The sequence below is a fragment of the Yoonia sp. F2084L genome (assembly GCF_023015625.1).
GTDB lineage: Bacteria > Pseudomonadota > Alphaproteobacteria > Rhodobacterales > Rhodobacteraceae > Yoonia.
On record NZ_JALKAH010000002.1, the window covers coordinates 211,482 to 230,897 of the forward strand.

The 19,416-nt window shown below is 56.5% G+C and carries 25 protein-coding genes; 9 read left to right on the top strand and 16 right to left on the bottom strand.

The genetic code is table 11. The features are described 5' to 3' along the window. Window positions 1-71: 71 nt before the first annotated feature. Together MWU60_RS06535 and MWU60_RS06540 are read right to left on the bottom strand one after the other, a co-directional pair. Window positions 72-377 (bottom strand): hypothetical protein, encoded by a 306-nt coding sequence (locus MWU60_RS06535; RefSeq protein ID WP_247226404.1) that lies wholly within the window; start codon window positions 375-377, stop codon window positions 72-74. After that, window positions 370-786 (bottom strand): hypothetical protein, encoded by a 417-nt coding sequence (locus MWU60_RS06540; RefSeq protein WP_247226405.1) that lies wholly within the window; start codon window positions 784-786, stop codon window positions 370-372. The genes MWU60_RS06535 and MWU60_RS06540 overlap by 8 nt, the downstream gene beginning before the upstream one ends. 220 nt (window positions 787-1,006) lie before the next feature. On the opposite strand from MWU60_RS06540, the gene MWU60_RS06545 reads away from it, so the two are divergent. From MWU60_RS06545 to MWU60_RS06555, 3 genes are all read left to right on the top strand, one after another. Further along, the gene (locus MWU60_RS06545; protein WP_247226406.1) at window positions 1,007-1,642 is read left to right on the top strand and encodes a TetR/AcrR family transcriptional regulator; all 636 of its coding nucleotides are present in this window, start codon (window positions 1,007-1,009) and stop codon (window positions 1,640-1,642) included. Window positions 1,643-1,756: 114 nt separating this feature from the next. Then, complete coding sequence (locus MWU60_RS06550) at window positions 1,757-2,080, top strand: metalloregulator ArsR/SmtB family transcription factor (RefSeq protein WP_247226407.1); 324 nt, start codon at window positions 1,757-1,759, stop codon at window positions 2,078-2,080. Between the two features lie 84 nt (window positions 2,081-2,164). Continuing rightward, complete coding sequence (locus tag MWU60_RS06555) at window positions 2,165-2,356, top strand: YdeI/OmpD-associated family protein (RefSeq protein WP_281493248.1); 192 nt, start codon at window positions 2,165-2,167, stop codon at window positions 2,354-2,356. A 176-nt stretch (window positions 2,357-2,532) separates the two neighbouring features. Here the strand turns inward: MWU60_RS06555 and rpmE are convergent, their stop codons facing one another. The 3 genes from rpmE to MWU60_RS06570 form a co-directional block, all read right to left on the bottom strand. Beyond that, window positions 2,533-2,754 (bottom strand): 50S ribosomal protein L31, encoded by a 222-nt coding sequence (rpmE, locus tag MWU60_RS06560; RefSeq protein ID WP_055293927.1) that lies wholly within the window; start codon window positions 2,752-2,754, stop codon window positions 2,533-2,535. 11 nt (window positions 2,755-2,765) lie between these two features. Beyond that, on the bottom strand, window positions 2,766-3,149 hold the full coding sequence (gene rplS, locus MWU60_RS06565) for a 50S ribosomal protein L19 (protein ID WP_247226408.1): 384 nt from the start codon (window positions 3,147-3,149) through the stop codon (window positions 2,766-2,768). A gap of 255 nt (window positions 3,150-3,404) precedes the next feature. Further along, on the bottom strand, window positions 3,405-3,758 hold the full coding sequence (locus tag MWU60_RS06570; protein ID WP_247226409.1) for a DUF4188 domain-containing protein: 354 nt from the start codon (window positions 3,756-3,758) through the stop codon (window positions 3,405-3,407). Between the two features lie 135 nt (window positions 3,759-3,893). Between MWU60_RS06570 and gltX the strand changes: the two genes are divergently transcribed. Continuing rightward, window positions 3,894-5,216 carry a glutamate--tRNA ligase gene (gltX, locus tag MWU60_RS06575; RefSeq protein WP_247226410.1) on the top strand — a complete coding sequence of 441 codons (1,323 nt, stop codon included), beginning with the start codon at window positions 3,894-3,896 and terminating at the stop codon, window positions 5,214-5,216. A 78-nt stretch (window positions 5,217-5,294) separates the two neighbouring features. Continuing rightward, complete coding sequence (locus MWU60_RS06580; RefSeq protein WP_247226411.1) at window positions 5,295-6,698, top strand: MATE family efflux transporter; 1,404 nt, start codon at window positions 5,295-5,297, stop codon at window positions 6,696-6,698. On the opposite strand, the gene MWU60_RS06585 is transcribed toward MWU60_RS06580, so the two are convergent. The 3 genes from MWU60_RS06585 to MWU60_RS06595 are packed head-to-tail and all read right to left on the bottom strand — an operon-like array spanning window position 6,669 to window position 10,425. Next, entirely contained in the window at window positions 6,669-7,223 is a 555-nt protein-coding gene (locus tag MWU60_RS06585; protein ID WP_247226412.1) for a gamma-glutamylcyclotransferase, read from the bottom strand. The two genes, MWU60_RS06580 and MWU60_RS06585, sit on opposite strands and share 30 nt — an antisense overlap. Then, entirely contained in the window at window positions 7,220-9,736 is a 2,517-nt protein-coding gene (locus MWU60_RS06590; protein ID WP_247226413.1) for an FtsX-like permease family protein, read from the bottom strand. The genes MWU60_RS06585 and MWU60_RS06590 overlap by 4 nt, the downstream gene beginning before the upstream one ends. After that, the gene (locus MWU60_RS06595; protein WP_247226414.1) at window positions 9,733-10,425 is read right to left on the bottom strand and encodes an ABC transporter ATP-binding protein; all 693 of its coding nucleotides are present in this window, start codon (window positions 10,423-10,425) and stop codon (window positions 9,733-9,735) included. The genes MWU60_RS06590 and MWU60_RS06595 overlap by 4 nt, the downstream gene beginning before the upstream one ends. On the opposite strand from MWU60_RS06595, the gene MWU60_RS06600 reads away from it, so the two are divergent. Genes MWU60_RS06600 through MWU60_RS06615 form a run of 4 tightly spaced genes read left to right on the top strand, consistent with a single transcriptional unit; the run spans window position 10,403 to window position 11,937 of the window. Continuing rightward, entirely contained in the window at window positions 10,403-11,107 is a 705-nt protein-coding gene (locus MWU60_RS06600; protein ID WP_247226415.1) for an arylesterase, read from the top strand. The two genes, MWU60_RS06595 and MWU60_RS06600, sit on opposite strands and share 23 nt — an antisense overlap. Window positions 11,108-11,110: 3 nt before the next feature. After that, on the top strand, window positions 11,111-11,233 hold the full coding sequence (locus MWU60_RS06605; RefSeq protein WP_247226416.1) for an SOS response-associated peptidase: 123 nt from the start codon (window positions 11,111-11,113) through the stop codon (window positions 11,231-11,233). Window positions 11,234-11,236: 3 nt separating this feature from the next. After that, window positions 11,237-11,692 carry an SOS response-associated peptidase gene (locus MWU60_RS06610; protein ID WP_247226417.1) on the top strand — a complete coding sequence of 152 codons (456 nt, stop codon included), beginning with the start codon at window positions 11,237-11,239 and terminating at the stop codon, window positions 11,690-11,692. Between the two features lie 44 nt (window positions 11,693-11,736). Beyond that, on the top strand, window positions 11,737-11,937 hold the full coding sequence (locus MWU60_RS06615) for a dodecin family protein (protein WP_247226418.1): 201 nt from the start codon (window positions 11,737-11,739) through the stop codon (window positions 11,935-11,937). Between the two features lie 59 nt (window positions 11,938-11,996). Here MWU60_RS06615 and MWU60_RS06620 read toward each other — a convergent pair whose 3' ends face one another. The 8 genes from MWU60_RS06620 to MWU60_RS06655 form a co-directional block, all read right to left on the bottom strand. Next, complete coding sequence (locus tag MWU60_RS06620; RefSeq protein WP_108816498.1) at window positions 11,997-12,206, bottom strand: cold-shock protein; 210 nt, start codon at window positions 12,204-12,206, stop codon at window positions 11,997-11,999. 232 nt (window positions 12,207-12,438) lie between these two features. Continuing rightward, entirely contained in the window at window positions 12,439-12,645 is a 207-nt protein-coding gene (locus MWU60_RS06625) for a cold-shock protein (RefSeq protein WP_247226419.1), read from the bottom strand. A gap of 326 nt (window positions 12,646-12,971) precedes the next feature. Continuing rightward, entirely contained in the window at window positions 12,972-13,553 is a 582-nt protein-coding gene (locus tag MWU60_RS06630; protein ID WP_247226420.1) for an outer membrane beta-barrel protein, read from the bottom strand. Between the two features lie 249 nt (window positions 13,554-13,802). Then, window positions 13,803-15,011, bottom strand: coding sequence for a C4-dicarboxylate ABC transporter substrate-binding protein (locus tag MWU60_RS06635; protein WP_247226421.1), 1,209 nt, complete (start codon window positions 15,009-15,011; stop codon window positions 13,803-13,805). Between the two features lie 201 nt (window positions 15,012-15,212). Beyond that, complete coding sequence (gene ettA, locus MWU60_RS06640) at window positions 15,213-16,868, bottom strand: energy-dependent translational throttle protein EttA (protein ID WP_247226423.1); 1,656 nt, start codon at window positions 16,866-16,868, stop codon at window positions 15,213-15,215. Window positions 16,869-16,955: 87 nt separating this feature from the next. Next, a complete protein-coding gene (locus tag MWU60_RS06645; RefSeq protein ID WP_247226424.1) occupies window positions 16,956-17,327 on the bottom strand; it encodes a VOC family protein in 372 nt (123 codons plus the stop codon). Between the two features lie 34 nt (window positions 17,328-17,361). Beyond that, window positions 17,362-18,210 (bottom strand): MBL fold metallo-hydrolase, encoded by an 849-nt coding sequence (locus MWU60_RS06650; RefSeq protein WP_247226425.1) that lies wholly within the window; start codon window positions 18,208-18,210, stop codon window positions 17,362-17,364. 35 nt (window positions 18,211-18,245) lie between these two features. Further along, the gene (locus tag MWU60_RS06655; RefSeq protein ID WP_247226426.1) at window positions 18,246-19,196 is read right to left on the bottom strand and encodes a type IV pili methyl-accepting chemotaxis transducer N-terminal domain-containing protein; all 951 of its coding nucleotides are present in this window, start codon (window positions 19,194-19,196) and stop codon (window positions 18,246-18,248) included. Window positions 19,197-19,416 lie beyond the last annotated feature (220 nt).

Consider the following 19,416-nt stretch of genomic DNA (forward strand, 5'->3'; position numbering starts at 1 on the left):
TATCGCCGCAACGAAGAGCTTGAAGTTGATGAATTCGAGATTGTCCTCAACTACTCCGAACGTTGGCAGAGCTAGCCATCACAACGATAGAGCCGAACGGGCTTGGTTGACCCTCTCGCGATCAGGCCCTTTGCCTCTAGGTCCAATTGCACAGCCTTGAGCCACCAGCCAGCTTTTGCACCCCCCGGAAACACTTCTTCCGACAGGCGCTTCAACAACTCTGCTTTCGCCTCGGCAACCGTGATCCCAGGTGCTGTGTTGGGCAACACAGGTAGCAGTGCTTCACGCATGGCCATGTATTTGACGCGATCAACACGTTCGGTCCGGTGTGGCGATGTAATGCTCTCGATTTCAATCTTGCTATCGGCTTCAGACATGAAGGTCTCCGCCCACGACAATTTTGGGATTGCGAAAGCCCATTTTGACCCATGCACCAAAGAGCCGGGCGTAGAAAGATAACGAATGCTGCTTCAGGTTTGGAACATCGTTGGGCAGGCCCTCGGCGCTTGCAAGATCGCCTGTCATCGTGCGCATTTCCAGCTTTGGCAAAGCATCCTCGGGCCACAATTGTCCATAGAGGCTAAGCCAATGACCGCCTTTCATCTCCATGAATACGGGCGTGTTGCAGCAAGAGGCAATCACGCGCCGGGTACCTGCATCCGATGACAAGCGATACTCTCTCAATTGATCTGCACCGGTTAGAAACCGAACGCGGTCCTTGCGGTGCATGACAAAGGGCGTTGCCCCCTTTTCGTCCACGATGCGCGGTGCTTTTGGCAACGTCATCATGACGTCGCCCGCTTTCCGGCAACTGTCACAAAGGCACTCCACACTCGCAATATGCGGCCCGTCAACTTCTAAGGTTACTCGCCCGCAAGCGCAGCCTACTCTTTGGGGTGTCGTCATCAGATCATCCTCGAATCCTTATTAATTAGACTGGACCGTCCAGTTTGATCTGTCAAGAATGCGTGCTATGTCGTCGCCTAATCGAGTAAGAGGCCCAACGATGTCGAATGGAGCAGCCACCCGCGTCCGCCGAAGTCGCGAGAAGATCCTCGCGGCGGCAGAGACCGTGTTTTTACAGCATGGGTTTCTTGGCACCAACATGGACGTGGTCGCCGAAAAAGCAGGTGTGTCCAAGCAAACTGTTTATGCGCATTTCAAATCCAAGGAAGCGTTATTCATTGAGGTCGTGGAAGCTATGACCGGTGGTGCTGCGGAAGAAATCGGCGAGGATATAGAAGATGTGTTCGGGGATCAAAGGGTCGAGGATTACCTGCGCGAGGTTGCTATCGACCAACTGACAGTCGTTCTGACGCCGCGCCTGATGCAGCTTCGCCGGATGGTCATTGGCGAAGTCGAACGGTTCCCTGAATTGGGAAAATCTCTGTACATCAACGGACCTATGCGATCCATCAAACGGCTTACGCGGGCATGCGATCACTTCACGAGCGTCGGCCAATTGTACACCCCACACCCCGAGGTGGCCGCAACCCAATTCAACTGGATCGTGATGGGGGCGCCGACAAACGCCGCAATGCTGCTGGGCGACAAGGGGATACCCCAAGAAAGCCAACTTCGCGCCCATGCAAAGGAAGCCGTTCGGATATTTCTGTGCGCTTATGGTGTGCATTCTCCGTGATACATGTGCGGTACACAGCTAATCATTCTGTTGGCATTCAGTAAGGCAGCGCGCGCTTGACCCAAACATAACCACTCAGCTATGAATCTAATCATATCTGACGGGTTATGAATAATGTCTGAGAACGTGACCACATTGCTGAAGGTTCTGGCTGACCCCAGCCGCAGAGCAATCTTTGAACGATTGTGCCGTGGCGGCGAGTTGACGGTTGTTGTCTTGACCGAACATGCCGGGATTTCACAACCAGCCGTTTCCAAGCACCTTGGCGTGCTGAAACGCGCGGGCCTGGTCAACGACCGTCAGGATGGACGCAAAACACATTATTCGCCCAAACCGCGCGCGCTTGGCCCACTCACGGACTGGGCCGCTGAAATGAACGGTTTCTGGGAAGCGCGCTTTGATGATCTTGAAGACCTGCTGAAAAGGACAGACCAATGAACGATACGGCAACCCAGACACAATCCGTCGTCGTCGAACGCGACATCGCCTGAGGTCGAGAAAACCGCGAAAGACGCACTGACTCTGCCGAACGACCTGTTAGATGCCTTCTCGGCTGATCCGGATTATGCGACGGCTTTTGATGGGCTCACCCGAGGTCGCCAGCGCAGCTACATCATCCACATCAACGCTTCAAAGAAACCTGAAACGCGAGCAAACCGGATTGCCAAATCGCGTGACAAGGGTCTCAAGGGCAAGGGTCTACTGGAGCGTTGAAGCCTCTGGGTCGCCAAAGGAAACGGAAGTCCGCTGAGTGACCCGAAAGCGATCTTAGCGCGATTGCAGCGAATGTCTCAAAGGTCCCGCAAAGCAGGCATCCAAAAACAAAACGCCGCCCTGAAATCGGAGCGGCGTTTCAAAATCATAGGGTGGGTGAAACCCACGCGCGTGTCTTAAAAACCAAGACCAGCGTATTTGTTCTTGAACTTGGACACACGGCCACCGGCGTCCATCAGACGGGTGGAACCACCGTTCCATGCTGGGTGCACGGATGGGTCAATATCCAGCGACATTGTATCGCCTTCCTTGCCCCAAGTGGATTTCATCTGCACCACGGTGCCATCGGTCATTTTGACGTCGATGATGTGGTAGTCGGGATGCGTATCTTTTTTCATAGGTTCGATCCTTACGCTTCAGCGCCCTTGGGCGCTTTGTAGTTGGCGACTTCTGCGATACGTGCGGACTTACCGCGACGCGAACGCAGATAGTACAGCTTGGCGCGACGCACGCGACCACGGCGGACCACGGTGATGCTGTCGATATTGGTGGAATGCAGCGGGAAAACACGCTCCACACCTTCGCCAAAGGAAATCTTGCGCACTGTGAAAGACCCGGCAATGCCTTTGCCGTTCTTGCGGGCGATGCACACGCCCTCGTAGTTTTGCACACGGCTGCGTGTGCCTTCAGTCACTTTGTAACCGACGCGGATGGTGTCACCCGCTTTGAAGTCCGGGATTGTCGCCCCAAGTGCGGCGACTTGTTCCGCTTCGAGTTCTGCGATCAGGTCCATCTGAAACGCTCCTTAAAATGCTTGCGGTTATCCGCAATGTTTGTTCGCGTGGCCCAGAGCTCTGTGTCGTTTCCGGGTCCAGTCACCTGCCCGCCAGAGATGCGTCATCATTTCTTTATTGTGGTCGTCCGGCCTGCCTGGTGAGGCATGCACCAACGAAGGTGCTCTCAGTATCCAGATGGTTCCATAAACCAACGCCCGGAATCAGCGAGGCTGACCGGGAATGCTGCCGTATAAGCGGATGCCCGCAGCGGATCAAGGGGTTTTGGGGCGTCTCGCAGGGAGATTGTTGGGCGTGACATGGGCCAGCGCGCCGTCCCCATAGGATTTCACGACCTCCGAGATCACAACATGAAACCCACCATACCATTTCTCGTACTGGGCCTTGGCTTCAACATGCAGCGGATGGCTCGAAAACGCCTTCAATGCAGCCTGATCTTCCCAATAGTAGATCGCGTTCTTTATGGAGCCGTCCGTACTTACCCAATTCTCTTTCCCCAAGAACCCGGGCGTGGTTTCCGCAGCTTGCGCAATCAACCCATCAAGGCGAAAGAACGCCTCATCCAGATCAGTCTCTGCAAATATGAAACTCGCACTTAGAATGGCCACACCTTCGTCAACTTTCTATGTCCAATCAAACTTCGGGGTGGGGCGAAGCCGAGGGGCAGCGCCCCTTGCATTGTGCGACAAACTGGACATCCCGCGCCTGTCATGCTCAAAGCGCCTCAACAGGAGACGTGTCCCATGACCACCACCAGATTCGCCCCATCGCCGACCGGCTGGCTGCACATCGGCAACCTGCGCGCGGCGCTGTTCAACTATGCCATCGCGCGCCAGCAGGGCGGCACTTTCATTTTGCGGATCGACGACACGGATGCGGAACGCTCCAAAGATGAATATGTCGCAGGCGTCAAAGAAGACCTGACATGGCTTGGCTTCACGTGGGACCGGGTGGAACATCAGTCGGCGCGCATGGCAAACTACCTTGCCGCCAAACAAAAGCTGATCGACATGGGGCGTCTTTATGAGTGTTTCGAGACACCGGTTGAACTCGACCTGAAGCGCAAAAAGCAGCTGAACATGGGTAAACCGCCGGTCTACGATCGTGCGGCTTTAGACCTGTCTGACGCCCAAAAAGATACGCTGCGGGCCGAGCGCGGCTCGCATTGGCGGTTCAAGCTGGATCACAAGCGGATCGAATGGACCGACGGAATCATCGGCGACATCTCCATTGATGCAGCCTCGGTCAGTGACCCGGTGCTGTTCAAGAATGACGGGCAAATTCTCTACACACTGGCATCCGTTGTGGATGACACCGAAATGGGCATTACAGATGTCGTGCGCGGCTCGGATCACGTGACCAACACGGCCACACAAATCCAAATGATCGAAGCATTGGGCGGGGATGTCCCTCGTTTCGCACACCATTCCTTGTTGACTGGCCCGCAGGGAGAGGCGCTGTCAAAACGCCTTGGCACGCTGGCTCTGCGCGATTTGCGCAAGCAAGGGATTGCACCACAAGCAATCCTGTCGCTGATGGCGCGTTTGGGCTCGTCAGACCCGGTCGAACTGCGCGGTACCATTGCCGAAGTCGTGGAGGGGTTCGATATCGCGAAATTCGGCTCTGCGCCCACAAAGTTTGACGCGCAAGACCTGATCCCACTGACAGCGCGCCATTTGGCAACCCTCGGGTCCGGTGATGTGGCCGATGTTTTAACATCGGCTGGCGTGCCCGACGATGTCAAAGATCCATTCTGGAATGTCGTGCGCGACAACATCAACAACTTGGACGAAGTGGCCGATTGGTGGGCGCTGTTCCGCGATGGCGCGACACCATTGGTCGAGGACGAAGACCGTGAATTTGTGGCGCAAGCCTTCGCGATGCTGCCGCCGTTGCCCTATACGCCCGCCACATGGGCCGAGTGGACCACTGCCGTGAAAGAGGCGACAGGCCGCAAAGGCAAGGGCCTGTTCATGCCGCTGCGCAAGGCCGTCACAGGCCGTCAGCGTGGGCCTGAAATGGCCGATGTGATGCCGCTGTTGCAAACCGCACCGACACTCGACTAGCTTATAATGCTCGAAATTGGGCGGGTGTCCTGAGCTCTTTTGAACCATGCATGATCTCAAAGCAGGTGCCGCACTGACATGAGCGAACCCGACGCCAAAGCCAAGTTTACCCAAGGCAGCCTGTTTGGGCATATCTCAGTGATGTCACTGACGGCCTCTATTGGCTTGATGGCTGTATTCCTTGTCGATTTTATCGATATGATTTTCATCTCGATGCTGGGCAAGGCTGAACTGGCCGCGGCCGTCGGATACGCCGGTGCGATCCTGTTTTTCACGACCTCGTTCGGGATAGGCATGGCGATTGCGGCGGGTGCGTTAGTTGCACGGGCTTTAGGTGCCGGGCAGGCCGCAGAGGCGCGCAGGCGTGCGACGAATTCGTTGATCTATGGCGTTGTCTTCGGTGCGATTTTCGCCGGTGTTGTATGGCTCAACCTCGCATTTCTTGTCTCGCTGCTTGGTGCCACTGGCGAAACCCTCGACCTTGCCGTGCATTACCTGCAAATCATCGTCCCCTCGCTGCCGTTTCTGATGATCGGGATGATCGGTGGCGCGATCTTGCGCGCGCATGGGGATGCCCGCCGCGCGATGATGGCGACGATCTGGGGCGGGCTGGTGAATGCTGTGCTGGACCCAATACTGATTTTCGGGCTGGACCTTGAACTGACGGGTGCGGCCATCGCCAGTGTTTGCGCACGGCTGGTCATTGCAATCACGGCGTTACTGCCTTTGATCCGGCATTACGATGGGTTTGATAAACCAACCCCCAGCAGCCTGACGATTGATCTGCGTCTGATCCTTGCAATCGCTGTTCCAGCAATCCTGACCCAGCTGGCGACACCAATCGGCCAAGCCTATGTGACCCGTGCAATGGCGGAATTCGGGGAAGAGGCCGTGGCCGGCATGGCCATCGTTGCGCGGATGACGCCTGTTGGCTTTGGTATCATCTTTGCGCTGTCCGGCGCGATCGGACCAATTATCGGACAGAACGCGGGCGCAGGGTTGAATGACCGGGTACGTGGTGCTTTCCGCGATGGACTTTTGTTCACTGGCATTGTCGTGCTTGTTGTCTCGACCCTCTTTTTTCTGGCACGCCCCGGTATCCAGATGCTGTTCCAGCTCGAAGATGGGCTCGCGCTTACCCTTGTGTTCCTTTTTGCCGGACCGCTGTCGTTGATGTTCTTTTTCAACGGGGTGATTTTCGTAGCGAATGCGGCGTTCAACAACCTTGGGCACCCGTTCTATTCGACGGTGGTGAATTGGGGGCGGCACACCCTGGGAACGATCCCCTTTGTGATCGTTGGGGCCGCTTGGTTCGGTGCCCCCGGTGTGTTGATCGGGCAGTATCTGGGCGGCGCGGTCTTCGCAGTTTTTGCCGTATTGCTGGCCCGCCGCGTCATGGCCAAGCAAGACACCGAGGCCGAACCGTCCGAACCTTTCGCCCGCCAAGCGCGCCTATTCAGCCTTCTGCATCACCGCCGCTAGATGTGCATCAACCAACCCGCGTTCTTTTGCGCTAAGGCGTTGGTGGCGGGAATATATCGGCGCGGCACGGTCATCAAGTACAGGCAAATCCCAACCGTCAGTCGTGTCAAAGAAATGGGCAACGCCTTCATGCCCATGCATCCGCAGGTATCCTTGTACGACAACGTCGACATAGCTCAGCAAGATCGGATGATCCTCCGCATCCGCCACATGGATCAGTTTGACCTGATAAACAGCCGTGGGCGCTTTGGGTCCATCGTGGTGCACTGCTTCGCTGACATCATGGCGTTGATACGCGGCCTCGCGCTGATCCAACGCCTGCCAGTCGGCACCGGGCACCTGTGCAAGGACCCCATGCAGTGATGTCCGGGCACAGGGTGCGACCGAAAGGTAAGCTGCCTTGCGCAAGTTCGTGCGCCGCCAAACGCGCCGCCAGCCGTGCAACACCGCAGGACGCGGATCGCCGTAGTCATGGGTCGCCAGATTGACAAGGCTGCCATAGCCAAAGAACGCAGGATCGCTCATTCGCGCGCCCGCAGCACTTGCGCGGGTTTGGCCGACAGCGGACGCCATGCAAAAGCAAGCCCCGCCAGCAGCGACGCCATCACGCCGCCCCCGATGATCATCAGCGCGTTAGACCAGATGACGGTATAGTCGGTTTCCATGATAAAGGTCGAAACGGCCCAGCCACCCAGGATGCCAGCACCCAAAGCCACAATCCCGGCAGCCAAACCAAGGATAGCCGCCCGCAACGCAAAGCTCGTGATGATCCGGCGACGCGATGCCCCCAGCGTTTTCAGCACGGCAGATTCGAACGTGCGCGCCCGTTCACCGGCAGCGGCAGCACCGATCAGAACCAAAAAGCCGGTCACGAGTGTGATCAGCGCGCCGTAGCGCGTGGCCGCTGAAATGCCGCCGACCAGTTCAATCACTTGATCAATCGCATCGCGAATGCGGATGGCGGTGATGTTGGGATAGGCCGTTGCCAGATCGCGCAGGATCGCGGCTTCGGCCTCTTCTTCGGCATAGACCGTGGAAATCCAACTATGCGGCGCGCCCGCCAATGCCCCTTGGTTCATTGCCAGCACAAATCCGATGCCAGCGTCTTCCCAGCTGACATTGCGAAAGCTGGTCACCTCGGCGGTGATGTCGCGGCCCAGCACGTTGACTGTCATCATGTCGCCCAGTTGCAAACCCATCTCGGCTGCTTCTTCGGCGGCAAAGCTGATTTGCGGCGGTCCTGCGTAATCTGCAGGCCACCATTCGCCCGCGGTAATCTCGGTACCGGTGGGTTGCGCGTCTGCGTAGGTGATACCCCGGTCGCCTTGCACAACCCAATGCCTGCCTGCCGCCTCATCCGCGGGTTGCCCGTTGATCTGGGTGATGATGCCCCGCAACATCGGCGCGGTATCAACGCGGCTGACAGCATCGTCGGTGTCAAGGCGTTCGCGGAAGCCCGCGATCTGATCAGGTTGGATATCAACGAAGAAATAGCTGGGCGCCACATCAGGCAGGTCGTTGGAAAATGAGCTGCGCAGGTTGCCGTCGATCTGTCCAACCGCTGCCAGCACTGTCAATCCAAGGCCAAGCGAAAGCACGACAGACGTTGCCTCGCCCCCGCGCGCGCCAATGGACCCAAAAGCAAGGCGCAAGGCAGGGCGGCCGCGTGCCGGTTTGCGAAAACGGCGGGCGATCCAGCGGATAGCGATCGCTGCCAGCACGAGAATGGCCAATGCGCCTGCAATACCGCCTGCGGTCCAGAGCGTCAGAAACACCGTGCCGGAAAACCAAATCGCCGCAGCGATCAATGCGGCAAGTAGCGCTGCAATCGCGATCAGATAGCGGGCGCTGGGCAGGGTCGCGCTTGCTGTGAATGCGTCGCGAAACAGGGTTGCGGCTCGGATGTCTTCGGTTTTGGCCAGCGGCCACAGTGTGAAGACAAGTGCGGCAAGCACGCCATAGACCGCCGCCTCAAACAGCGGGGCGGGATAGACGGTGAAAACCGCGGGGATGGGCAGGCGTGCCTCAATGATCGGGGCAAATAGGACCGGCAGGCCCGCGCCAAGGATCAGGCCGATCAGCACACCGGCGACAGTCAGAACGCCGATCTGGATAAAGTACGTCTGAAAGATGATCTTTCGCGTTGCACCAACCGTCTTAAGCGTGGCGATCACGCCGGTCTTGCCTGCCAGATAAGCGCGCACCGCCGCCGAAACACCAACACCGCCCACGGCAAGGCCGGACAGCCCGACAAGGATCAGGAAGGCTCCGATCCGATCGACAAACTGCGCGACACCGCCTGCACCACGGCGGCTATCGCGCCAGCGCAGGCCGCTGCCGCTGAATTCTGCGTCGGCTTGCGCCTCCAGCGCCTCCAGATCAGTGCCCTCCGGCAAATCCAAACGGTATTGCGTAGAAAAGAGCGTACCTTCCGCGATCAAACCCGACCCGGCCAGATCATCGGTCAGAACAATGGTGCGCGGGCCAAGGCCGAACCCGCCAGCGGCGTTGTCGGGATAACGATCAAGGATGGCACGCAGGGTGAACGCTTGTTCGCCCAGGCGGAAGGTGTCGCCGGGCGCAAGGGCAAGCCTGTCGGCAAGCACGCGTTCCATCACACCGCCTTGGTCAGCAAGCGCTTCGGGCAAAGGGATCGGCGGATCAAGCTGGACCTCGCCAATCAGCGGATAAAGATCATCAACGGCGCGTATTTGGGTCAACCCGCGCTCTGCCTCACCATTGCGATCAACGACCACCATAGAGCGGAAATCAACGGTTTCAGACACCTGATCTGAGACGCTCAGAAGCCACTCCAACTCGGCCTCGCGGGCAAAGCGGTAGGTAAACTCGACCTCTGCATCACCGCCCAAAAGGGCCGCACCGTCGCGCTTGAGACCCGCTTCAATCCCGGCGCGTACGGTGCCAACAGCAGCAATGGCGGCAACACCCAACGCAAGGCAGGCCAGAAAGACCCGAAAGCCGCGCAAACCGCCGCGCAATTCGCGCGCAGCAAAACGGGACGCAATGGCAAGGCTCATTCGGCGGCCTTTGCCATTGGCGCATCAATGCGCCCATCACGCAGACGCACAACGCGGTCGCAGCGATTTGCCAATTCGTTCGAATGGGTGACCATGATCAGCGTCGCGCCATGCCGGTCGCGCAGACCAAAGAGCAGATCAATGATTGCCTGCCCGTTGGTTTCATCCAGATTGCCGGTCGGCTCATCAGCAAGCAAAATGCGCGGTCGCGGTGCAGAGGCGCGGGCAAGCGCGACGCGTTGCTGTTCGCCCCCTGACATTTGATTGGGATAGTGGTCGATCCGATCAGCAAGGCCCACTGCGGCAAGTTCTGCCTCGGCGCGGTCAAACGCATCCTTCGCACCGGCCAGTTCCAGCGGGGTTGCAACGTTTTCAAGTGCGGTCATCGTCGGGATCAGGTGGAAAGATTGGAACACCACCCCCATATTGTCTCTACGAAAGAGGGCAAGCTGGTCTTCGTTCATCGCTGTCAGGTCTTGGTTCAAGGCCTTGATTGTCCCCGATGTCGCCTGTTCCAGCCCGCCCATCAGCATCAGGAGCGATGATTTGCCAGACCCACTCGGCCCCACAAGCCCCAGCGTTTCCCCTGCCGCCACGTCGAGCGAGATATCATGCAAAATGTCTACGCGGCCAGCATTGCCATCAAGCGACAGGTTGGCATTGGCAATGGAAAGCACAGGGTCGTTCATGGGGCGGGCCTCGGATCAGCTATCTGCCTTTGCATATGGGGCCGTTTCGCGCGCTGCCAAGTTGGTTGCCGCCCTTTTGATCACCACAACGGTTGCGCAGGCGGAAACAATGACGATTGCCGCATTGGGCGACAGTCTGACAGCGGGCTATGGATTGCCGCAGGCGCAAGGGTTCGTGCCACAGCTTCAGGCGTGGTTGCAGGATCAAGGTGCGAATGTCACCGTCATGAATGCGGGCGTGTCTGGTGACACCACGGCGGGTGGGCTCAGTCGTGTCGACTGGACTTTAACGCCTGAGGTGGATGCGATGATCGTCAGCCTGGGCGGCAACGACTATCTGCGCGGGTTGGACCCTGCTGTCAGCCGCGCCAATCTTGATGGGATTTTGGCGGCGGGGCAAGAAGCCGGGGTTGAAATGCTTTTGGTCGGGCTGTCCGTTGGCACGAATTACGGCCTTGATTACAAACAAGAGTTCGAAGGGATGTATACAGAGCTTGCCGCCAAATACGACGTACCTCTTTATGCGGACTTCGCGGCAGGACTGCGGGCTGCTGCGGGGATGCAAGACGGCATGGCTGAGTTTTTGCAAGACGATGGGATTCACCCCAACGCCGATGGGGTTTCAGTGATTGTCGCGGCAATGGGCCCTGCGGTTCTGGACCTTGTGATGCCGGCTGAGTGAACGATGCCCGGGCGGTTCTTTCTGACCGAAACGATTGAAGGGTTTACCGATCCGCCGCGCCTGAACATCGCCCCCGGTCAGGATGTGATCACTCTGACTACCGAGCGTCCAAGACACATGCGCTAGGGCATGATCCCTGTTGGCCGCGTCAATGCGCGGGGCCGCCCGGTGATGGAAACCATTGTGAATGCGCGCTCGGAAACCGTGTTCGACAAATCCGCTTTTGCCGATGTGCAGCGGGCCATCGTTCCGGCGAGCGGCTGGTACGAATGGACGGGTGAGAAACGCCGCAAACAACCTTGGCGGATCACCCGCAAGGACGGCGAATTGCTGTATTTCGCCGCCATCTATGACGTCTGGAACGGGCCAGGCGGCGTTCAGGTGCATCAGGTGGCGACCGTGACCTGCCCGCCATCGGCGGATGTGCGCGATATCCATCACCGCATGGGGGTGATCCTGACACAAAGCCAGTGCGCGCAGTGGTTGGAGGGCGATGAAACGGGTGCCAAAGACCTGATGGTCCCCCTTCCCGATGGCAGTCTGCGCGTGCAAAAGGCGGATGATGTGGACTGGGATGGTGCCTGAGGCTAAGCTTGCCGGTCTAAACCAACAAAAAAGGGAGACACATCATGTCAGTTGCTAAGGTCACAGAGATCATCTCATCCTCGTCCAAGTCATTCGACGATGCGGTGGAAAACGGGATCAAGCGGGCGTCAAAGACGCTCAAAGGGATCACGGGTGCGTGGGTTGCAGACCAAAAAGTGACCGTGAAGGACGGCGAGGTGGATGAGTACCGCGTTGTCCTGAAAGTCACCTTCATTCTGAACTAAAAAAATGGGCGCCTGAAAACGGCGCCCATTTCATAAAATTGCTAAACTATAAATTCGCCTTAATCGGCAAGTGTCAGGTTAATAGCACTTTCTCGGCCATCGCGGCCTGCTTCGATATCAAAGTTGACCTTCTGGTCGTCCTTAAGACCGGTCAGCCCTGACCGCTCAACAGCTGAGATATGAACGAAAACGTCTTTGCTGCCGCCATCGGGTGCGATGAAGCCATAACCTTTGGTCGTGTTGAACCATTTGACAGTGCCTGAAGCCATGTCCTTGTTTCCTTATCTATCCCGCTCGCGGAAGTGCAGCGGCGTGGCTCGGTCAAACGTGATCGAAAGACTGGGCCGAGGAGGAAACAGTGGTCGATTAGTCAACTTTGCAGTCTCATTATTACACAAGACAGACGCATTTTCAACAATTTCGAAAGAGATTGATCACGCTGAGTTAACAATAAAAAATGGCGCGCGGAGGCCGCGCGCCACGATTTTTCAAAGAGTTCGCTTACGCGAGTGCGAGATTAACCGCAGATTCGCGACCATCACGGCCAGCTTCGATGTCAAAAGTAACTTTTTGATCATCTTGCAGGCCTGTCAGGCCGGAACGCTCAACAGCGGAGATGTGAACGAATACGTCCTTCGCGCCGCCATCAGGTGCGATAAAGCCGAAGCCTTTTGTAGTGTTAAACCATTTCACGGTGCCAGTAGCCATCGTGTTTTTCCTTTAGTATCAATGCTGTCCGCGAGATTGCGACAGCTTGGCGTCGTCAGTGTCAAGATCGAGAGACTGCAGCCGAAAGGGAAAACAGTGGTCGAGTTGGATAACGTGTGCAATGACCATGTGGGGGGTAAACCACAACAATTCAAGTGAAATTTTCGTAACACCTTGATTCTGATAATTTATCGCGCGTCAATTTTAGCGGATATGCGCCTAGAATAGTGACAACTTAAGGCATACCGCATCTGGAAAAACCAAGTGTCGAATGGGCGCGCTTAGGCACGCGCCACATCGATAAGGGTGTTCCCGCAATTTCCGCTTTAGAAGTTGTAGGACGCACGCAGCGAAAGGCTGTTCACGGTGGCGTCTACGTCTGCCAAGTTCGCAGCGACTGGAAACTCAAACTCAAAGTTACGTGTCACAATTTCTGCACCGAGACCGAACTGATCGTTGATCGCATAGTCTAGGCCAAGGCCGAATAGTGTACCGAGTTCGGTCTGATCAAAATCTCTGTCTGGTGCGGTGTCATCGTCAATGACGAAGGTGCCGGACGATGCACCAACAACCACATATGGCATGATATTGCCGCTGTCGTAGCCAACCCGCCCCTTAAAGTCGATGATGGACGAGTACTCATACTCATCTTCAAAGTCCTCTTCGTTCGCAGCACCGACCATGAAAGAAACCTCGCCGCCGAATACATAAGCGCCAGATTGCATGTTGTAGCCTGCAAAAGCGCCCAACATCTGACCCTCGAGAGGGAAGTCTACATCGTTGTATGTGTTGTCACCGCTAAAGGTTGCAAACGATGCGCCAGCATAAAACCCATCCAAGGCAGATTGCGCATTGGCTGCGCTGCCGGAGACCATTGCCACTAGAAGTGCTATATGTTTGATTTGCATTGAAGAACCTTTCATTTCATCCTTGAAAAAGCGGCGGATCTAAACGTCTGTCCCCACCCGTATTTACGTCATCATCACGTTAAAGGAGAGGCCACACAATCGGAGACTACTGAGAGAATTTGTTTCGCGATTTGCTGTGGTATTTATGCTATGACTCACGCGGACATCTGGACCAGGTATCATTGCCATCAACGCGAAAGGGCCCGCTGATGCGAGCCCTTGTGATTTTATAATCGCGCGTGAGGTGCCCTAGTTGCTCGCGGCGATCATATTCGTGACAAGATCGTAAAGCTCTTGGGCGGGCAGACCCTTGGCTTCGGTCTCGGCGATCCATGCAGCGGCGGCTGGTCCTGCGACCTCTTCGTTGATAGCCGACACGATTTCATCATTGATGGTGATCTCAACAATCTCGTTGTCTCTCAGGGCAGGACCCCAGGCTGACATGGTGACGCTATTGTAGTTGTTCACATAGTGCTCAAGCGCTTCATCGACCGACGACAACAGCGCCACGCGGTGCGGTGTCGAAAGCCGTTCAAGCGCAGTTGTGTTGACGACAACAGGGCAATTCGACGTGCCCGGGTTCAGGTTTGTCGTCCACCACGTACCGCTGTCGATCGTCTCAAATGCCATATGAGCGTGCGGTGCGAAGGCGACGGCGTCTACCTCACCGTTGCTCAAAGCATCTTTTACGGCCGGGGCTGGTATCGTGATTGATTCAGCACCCAGTGCTTCAATCGCGTGGCGCGCGCCACCTGACGCACGGATCGTCATGTTTGAAAAAGCAGCCAGAGACGTCGGCGGAAAGCCAACCCCAATGATATTGTTTTGCGGCTGTGGCGATGGCATCAGCAAAGTGGCATTCCATCGCGCCATGTCCGCGACGGTTGCGGGATGTTCGTAGACCGCAAGCGATAGTTCGACCTCTTGCTCAAGCGAATCTACGCCTAAAAAAGGCAACTCCATAACCGTGATCGAAGGGTTCTTCTCTGGGTGATAGCCCGCACAGAACTGTGCCATCTCAAACGTACCGGCGGCAATTCCATCAAGGTTTTCCCGGCTTGGTGAGAGACCACCGTAGGAAAGCGCCAGCGTGAACTCACCACCGGTTTTGTCGTCTATAAGCTCAGCGATCCGTTCAACATGCTCAGTGAATGCACGCCGTGAACCCCACAATGAGACGTCCCAGACAACAGGTCCATCTGTTTCAGCTTGGACATTGGGACAACCGTCGCCGGTGCAAACGAACCCTTCTGCTGTCACACGTAACGGGCCGATGTTTGTTTCGATGATGTAGGTGTCACCGGTGAAATCAAGCAACTCTCCAGTCACTGTGAGAGAACTATCAACAGAAGTCAGGGTAACTTCCTGCGCTACGCCGGGGACGGCTGCCACACACAATGAAGCAGTGAGCACGCCAGCCTTCCAGGATCCTGGGAACAGAATTTTCATATTTTCCATCTCGATTACCTATGCCTCCCAAAAGCTTGGAGGACTTATGTTCTAAAATTTCATTATTGAAATCATGGTAAATTCGAAAAATGGCAAAAAAGCGAACATAGTGGCACTTTTTTGGTGATGATTTTTGACTGCCGTTTTTCCTTTGGTTTTGGGCTTTTAAAGAAGCGATCCAGCGCCAGCATGTACTGTTTCGTCCCAGTATTACCGCACGAATTTCTTGTGCTTCATCCGCTTCGGCTCCAACGCATCGGCACCTAGCCGTGCCTTCTTGTCCTCTTCATAATCCGTGAAAGCCCCTTGAAACCACTCCACATGCGCGTCCCCTTCAAAGGCGAGGATGTGTGTGCAGATACGGTCGAGGAAGAAACGGTCGTGACTGATGACCACGGCACAGCCGGCGAAGCTGACCAATGCGTCTTCCAGCGCGCGCAGCGTTTCCACGTCGAGGTCGTTGGTCGGTTCGTCAAGCAACAACACATTGCCGCCAGATTTCAGCAGTTTCGCCATATGTACCCGGTTGCGTTCACCACCTGATAGCAGGCCGACTTTCTTTTGCTGGTCGCCGCCTTTGAAATTAAACGCCGAGCAATAGGCGCGGCTGTTCATTTGTGCATCCCCCAGTGGAATGATTTCAGCCCCGCCGGTGATTTCTTCCCAGACTGTTGCGTCTGCGGAAAGAGCGTCACGGGATTGGTCGACGTAGGACAGCTTGACGGTGTCGCCATACTCTACGCTGCCTTCATCGGGTTCGGCTTGGCCTGTCAGCATGGAAAACAGCGTCGACTTACCCGCGCCGTTCGGTCCGATCACGCCAACGATGCCGCCGGGGGGCAGGTCGAATGTCAGGTTTTCGATCAACAGCTTGTCACCCATGGCCTTTTTCAGCCCGTCGACTTCGATCACTTTGGAGCCCAGTCGCGGACCATTTGGGATAATGATCTGGGCGCGGCCCATCTTTTCGCGCTCGGACTGGTTCGCCAGATCGTTGTAGGCGCTGATACGGGCTTTGGATTTGGCTTGCCGCGCTTTGGCGCCCTGCTGCATCCATTCGAGTTCGCGTTGCAGCGTGCGTTGTTTGGATTTGTCGTCTTTCGCTTCGCGCTCCAGCCGTTTGGCCTTCGCCTCCAACCAGCTGGAGTAGTTACCTTCATGCGGGATGCCGGAGCCACGGTCGAGTTCCAGGATCCAACCTGTGATGGCATCAAGGAAGTAACGGTCGTGGGTGACGATCAGAATGGTGCCTTTGTAGTCAATCAGGTGCTGTTGCAGCCACGCGATTGTTTCCGCGTCAAGGTGGTTGGTTGGTTCGTCAAGCAGCAACATATCGGGGGCATCAAGCAGCAGTTGGCAAAGCGCCACGCGGCGCTTTTCACCGCCCGAAAGCGTGGTGACATTGGCATCGTCCGGTGGGCAGCGCAGGGCCTCCATCGAGATGTCGATTTGTGCGTCGAGGTCCCAGAGGTTCTGTGCATCAATCTGGTCTTGCAACTGCGCCATCTCGTCGGCGGTTTCTTCGGAATAGTTCATCGCCACTTCGTTGTAGCGATCAAGGATCGCCTTTTTGTCGGCCACACCCAGCATGACGTTTTCACGGACCGTCAGGTTTGCATCCAGTTCGGGTTCCTGCGGCAGATAACCCACGCGCGCGCCTTCGGCGGCCCATGCTTCGCCTGCGAAGTCCTTGTCCTGGCCTGCCATGATCCGCATCAGCGTGGATTTACCGGTGCCGTTTACACCGACGACACCAATTTTCACGCCGGGCAGGAAGTTCAGGCGGATGTTTTCAAAGACCTTTTTCCCACCAGGATAGGTTTTGGACACGCCGTCCATGAAATAGACGAATTGATTGGCAGCCATTGGGGACGCTCCGATAAGATCAGGGTTTTGCCTTAGATAGCGATGGTGCAGGGCGGGGGCAATGCGTAGTCGCGCGTGAAGGCGCGATTACGGTTTCGGCATTTCCTGCCACAGCTCGATGGGGTTTCCTTCTGGGTCACTCAGATGGGCAAAGCGCCCATTAGGATGGCGTTCCGTGTCGACCGCCACTGTGATCCCAGCCTCGCGCAGAGCAGCCACTGTCGCGTCCAGATCAGCGACGCGGAAGTTGATCATCCACTGCTGCTCGGGGCGGCCGAAATAGGTGGTGTCCTGTTTGAACGGGGCGAAGACGGTTGTCCCGCCCTCTTGCGTCCAGGCCGGATCATCGTAGCTCTCGGTGACCTTGGTGATCCCGAAGGTTTCATCGTACCAACGGCCAAGCGCGTCTGGGTCTTTCGCCCGAAAGAAGATGCCGCCGATGCCCAGAACCTTGATCATTCATGCCTCCGCGCGCGTTGGTGCCATGCTATGTTCAAATATGGATCACCATGCCGTCTTTGCCCAGCCATAACGACCCGTCCCAGTGTTTACGCACTTCTGCTTCCCAATGTTGGTCGGTGAAGTCAGGGTCGCCATCGGGGACGAAGTGGTTGAGTGCGAGTTGCTTTACACCAGCATCCTTTGCAATGCGGCCGACGTCTGCGGCATCCGTATGGCTGCGCAGGATGTGAGTGCGGAGGCGCTCATCACCGTTCGTCATCCGCGCGCAGAGCGCTTCGACCCCATCGCGCAGCATGGCTTCATGGACCAGCAGGTCGGCCCCTTTCGCAAAGGCGGCCATTTCGGGTATGTAGGCTGTGTCGCCGGACAGGACGACTGCCTTGTCGCCCGCTTCAAAGCGCAGCGCAAAGGTGTCGGTGATGGGGGGATGGACGTTGCGCATGGTGTGCAACGTGATGTTTCCAAACGTCGTGGTGTTTTGGATGATTTGAATATCAGCGAGGCTATTGAAATCGCAGCGCCCTTCGTCGCGGATGCGCAGGTCGATATCGAAACCCATGCTGTCCTGAAAGCCCGTCCAGTAACGGTCCAAGCCCTTGGGCCCGATGACCGGGATCGTGCGGTTCAGACCCGCAGTCCAGGCCGTGTGGAAGAACGGGCCGAGTTCGAGGTAGTGATCGGAATGCAGATGCGTGATGACAATCAGGTCGATATCCGTCAGGGCAACACCCTGATCACAAATGCCGCGCGTGACGCCGAGGCCCGCATCCACCAGAATAGTCATACCGCCAAGCTGTAGCAGCATTGAGGTTGGCATGTTTGACCCCGGCCTGATGGCAGGGCCACCTTTGACCCCCATCAAAGCGAGGCTATCAGGCATGGCAACGTTCCTCGTGAGGCTTAACGCACTCTGCGTCAAAGCCCCATTTTGGACGCCTCTGCATAAAGCGCAACCGCTTCATTCATGCCTGCCGTCAAATTGTTGGCCTCGTCAAACAGAACCCCAAGCTGATCGGGATTCAAAGCCTGTCCCGCCAGGACGATATCGACTTTGCTTTGAACAAGCCGCCAACTCATGATGTCGTCATCGAGATGGGCCGCGATTTCCGGGGTTGGCGGCGGGCGCACGCCGGCTGCAGGTAATCCATCACGCAAGGCCATGATGGACGTGTCAAACATTTTTGCTGTCTTGGCCAGGTCCTCAAGCGTCCCTTCGACCTCAATACCGGCACTGAGCATGCAGATATCTTTCGATGTGCGCTGCGCCAGCATCCGCTGTCGACCCGCGATATCAATTACAACCGCGTCCGCGAAGAGCAAAGCGGCGGGGTTGGCGTATTCTGAAGTGATTTGACTGACCAGAAGTTTCGCCATCTCCAAAACGGGTTCGGACTGTTGCTGTAACAGCAGAAGGCTTTCCTCACTGTGATCCCCTACAGCAATTTGTTGTGCAAGGTCACTGAAAGGGGTCCATAGGTCGTTAAGGCGGTCGATCACTGCATTCGTGCGCGCGTTCTCTTCCGGGCCGATGATGCCAATATCTGGGTTGCCGTTTTGCAAGGCACCAATGATCAACGCGAATTCATCCATCGCCGCGTTCAACATGGCTGTTGTGGTTTCGGTTTTGATGCCTGCGTCAACATAGCAAGCTGCTGCAGGAATGCGCTGGCTTAACATGCGCAGTTTTCCAGACAAGTTAATGCGCTCGCTGCCGCCGACGTCGTCGACGAAGTTGTCGCCCAATGCTGTCTGATTGCTATCTGCGCTTGCGAAAGACGCGATGCCGACGGTTAGAACTGCAAAAATGGTTGCGCGCATCGGGCGCGAAAGCAAGGCCCAGTACTCACTGGTTGGCGAATACTTCATATGCATTGTCCTTGCTTGGGGCCAGCGAATGCGCCGGCGGAAAAATTTTACTCGTTACCCAAGAACAACCGACCCTGGCAGTTCCTGAACAATACTCAAACGTTTGCGATGTTACTCGCTGCACTTGTTACCTTCACTCAATACAACTTTGCATTGACCAAGGGTCATATAAATCCCTTACGCGCGTAAAATATACAAAAGTACAGTACAAACAGTATGT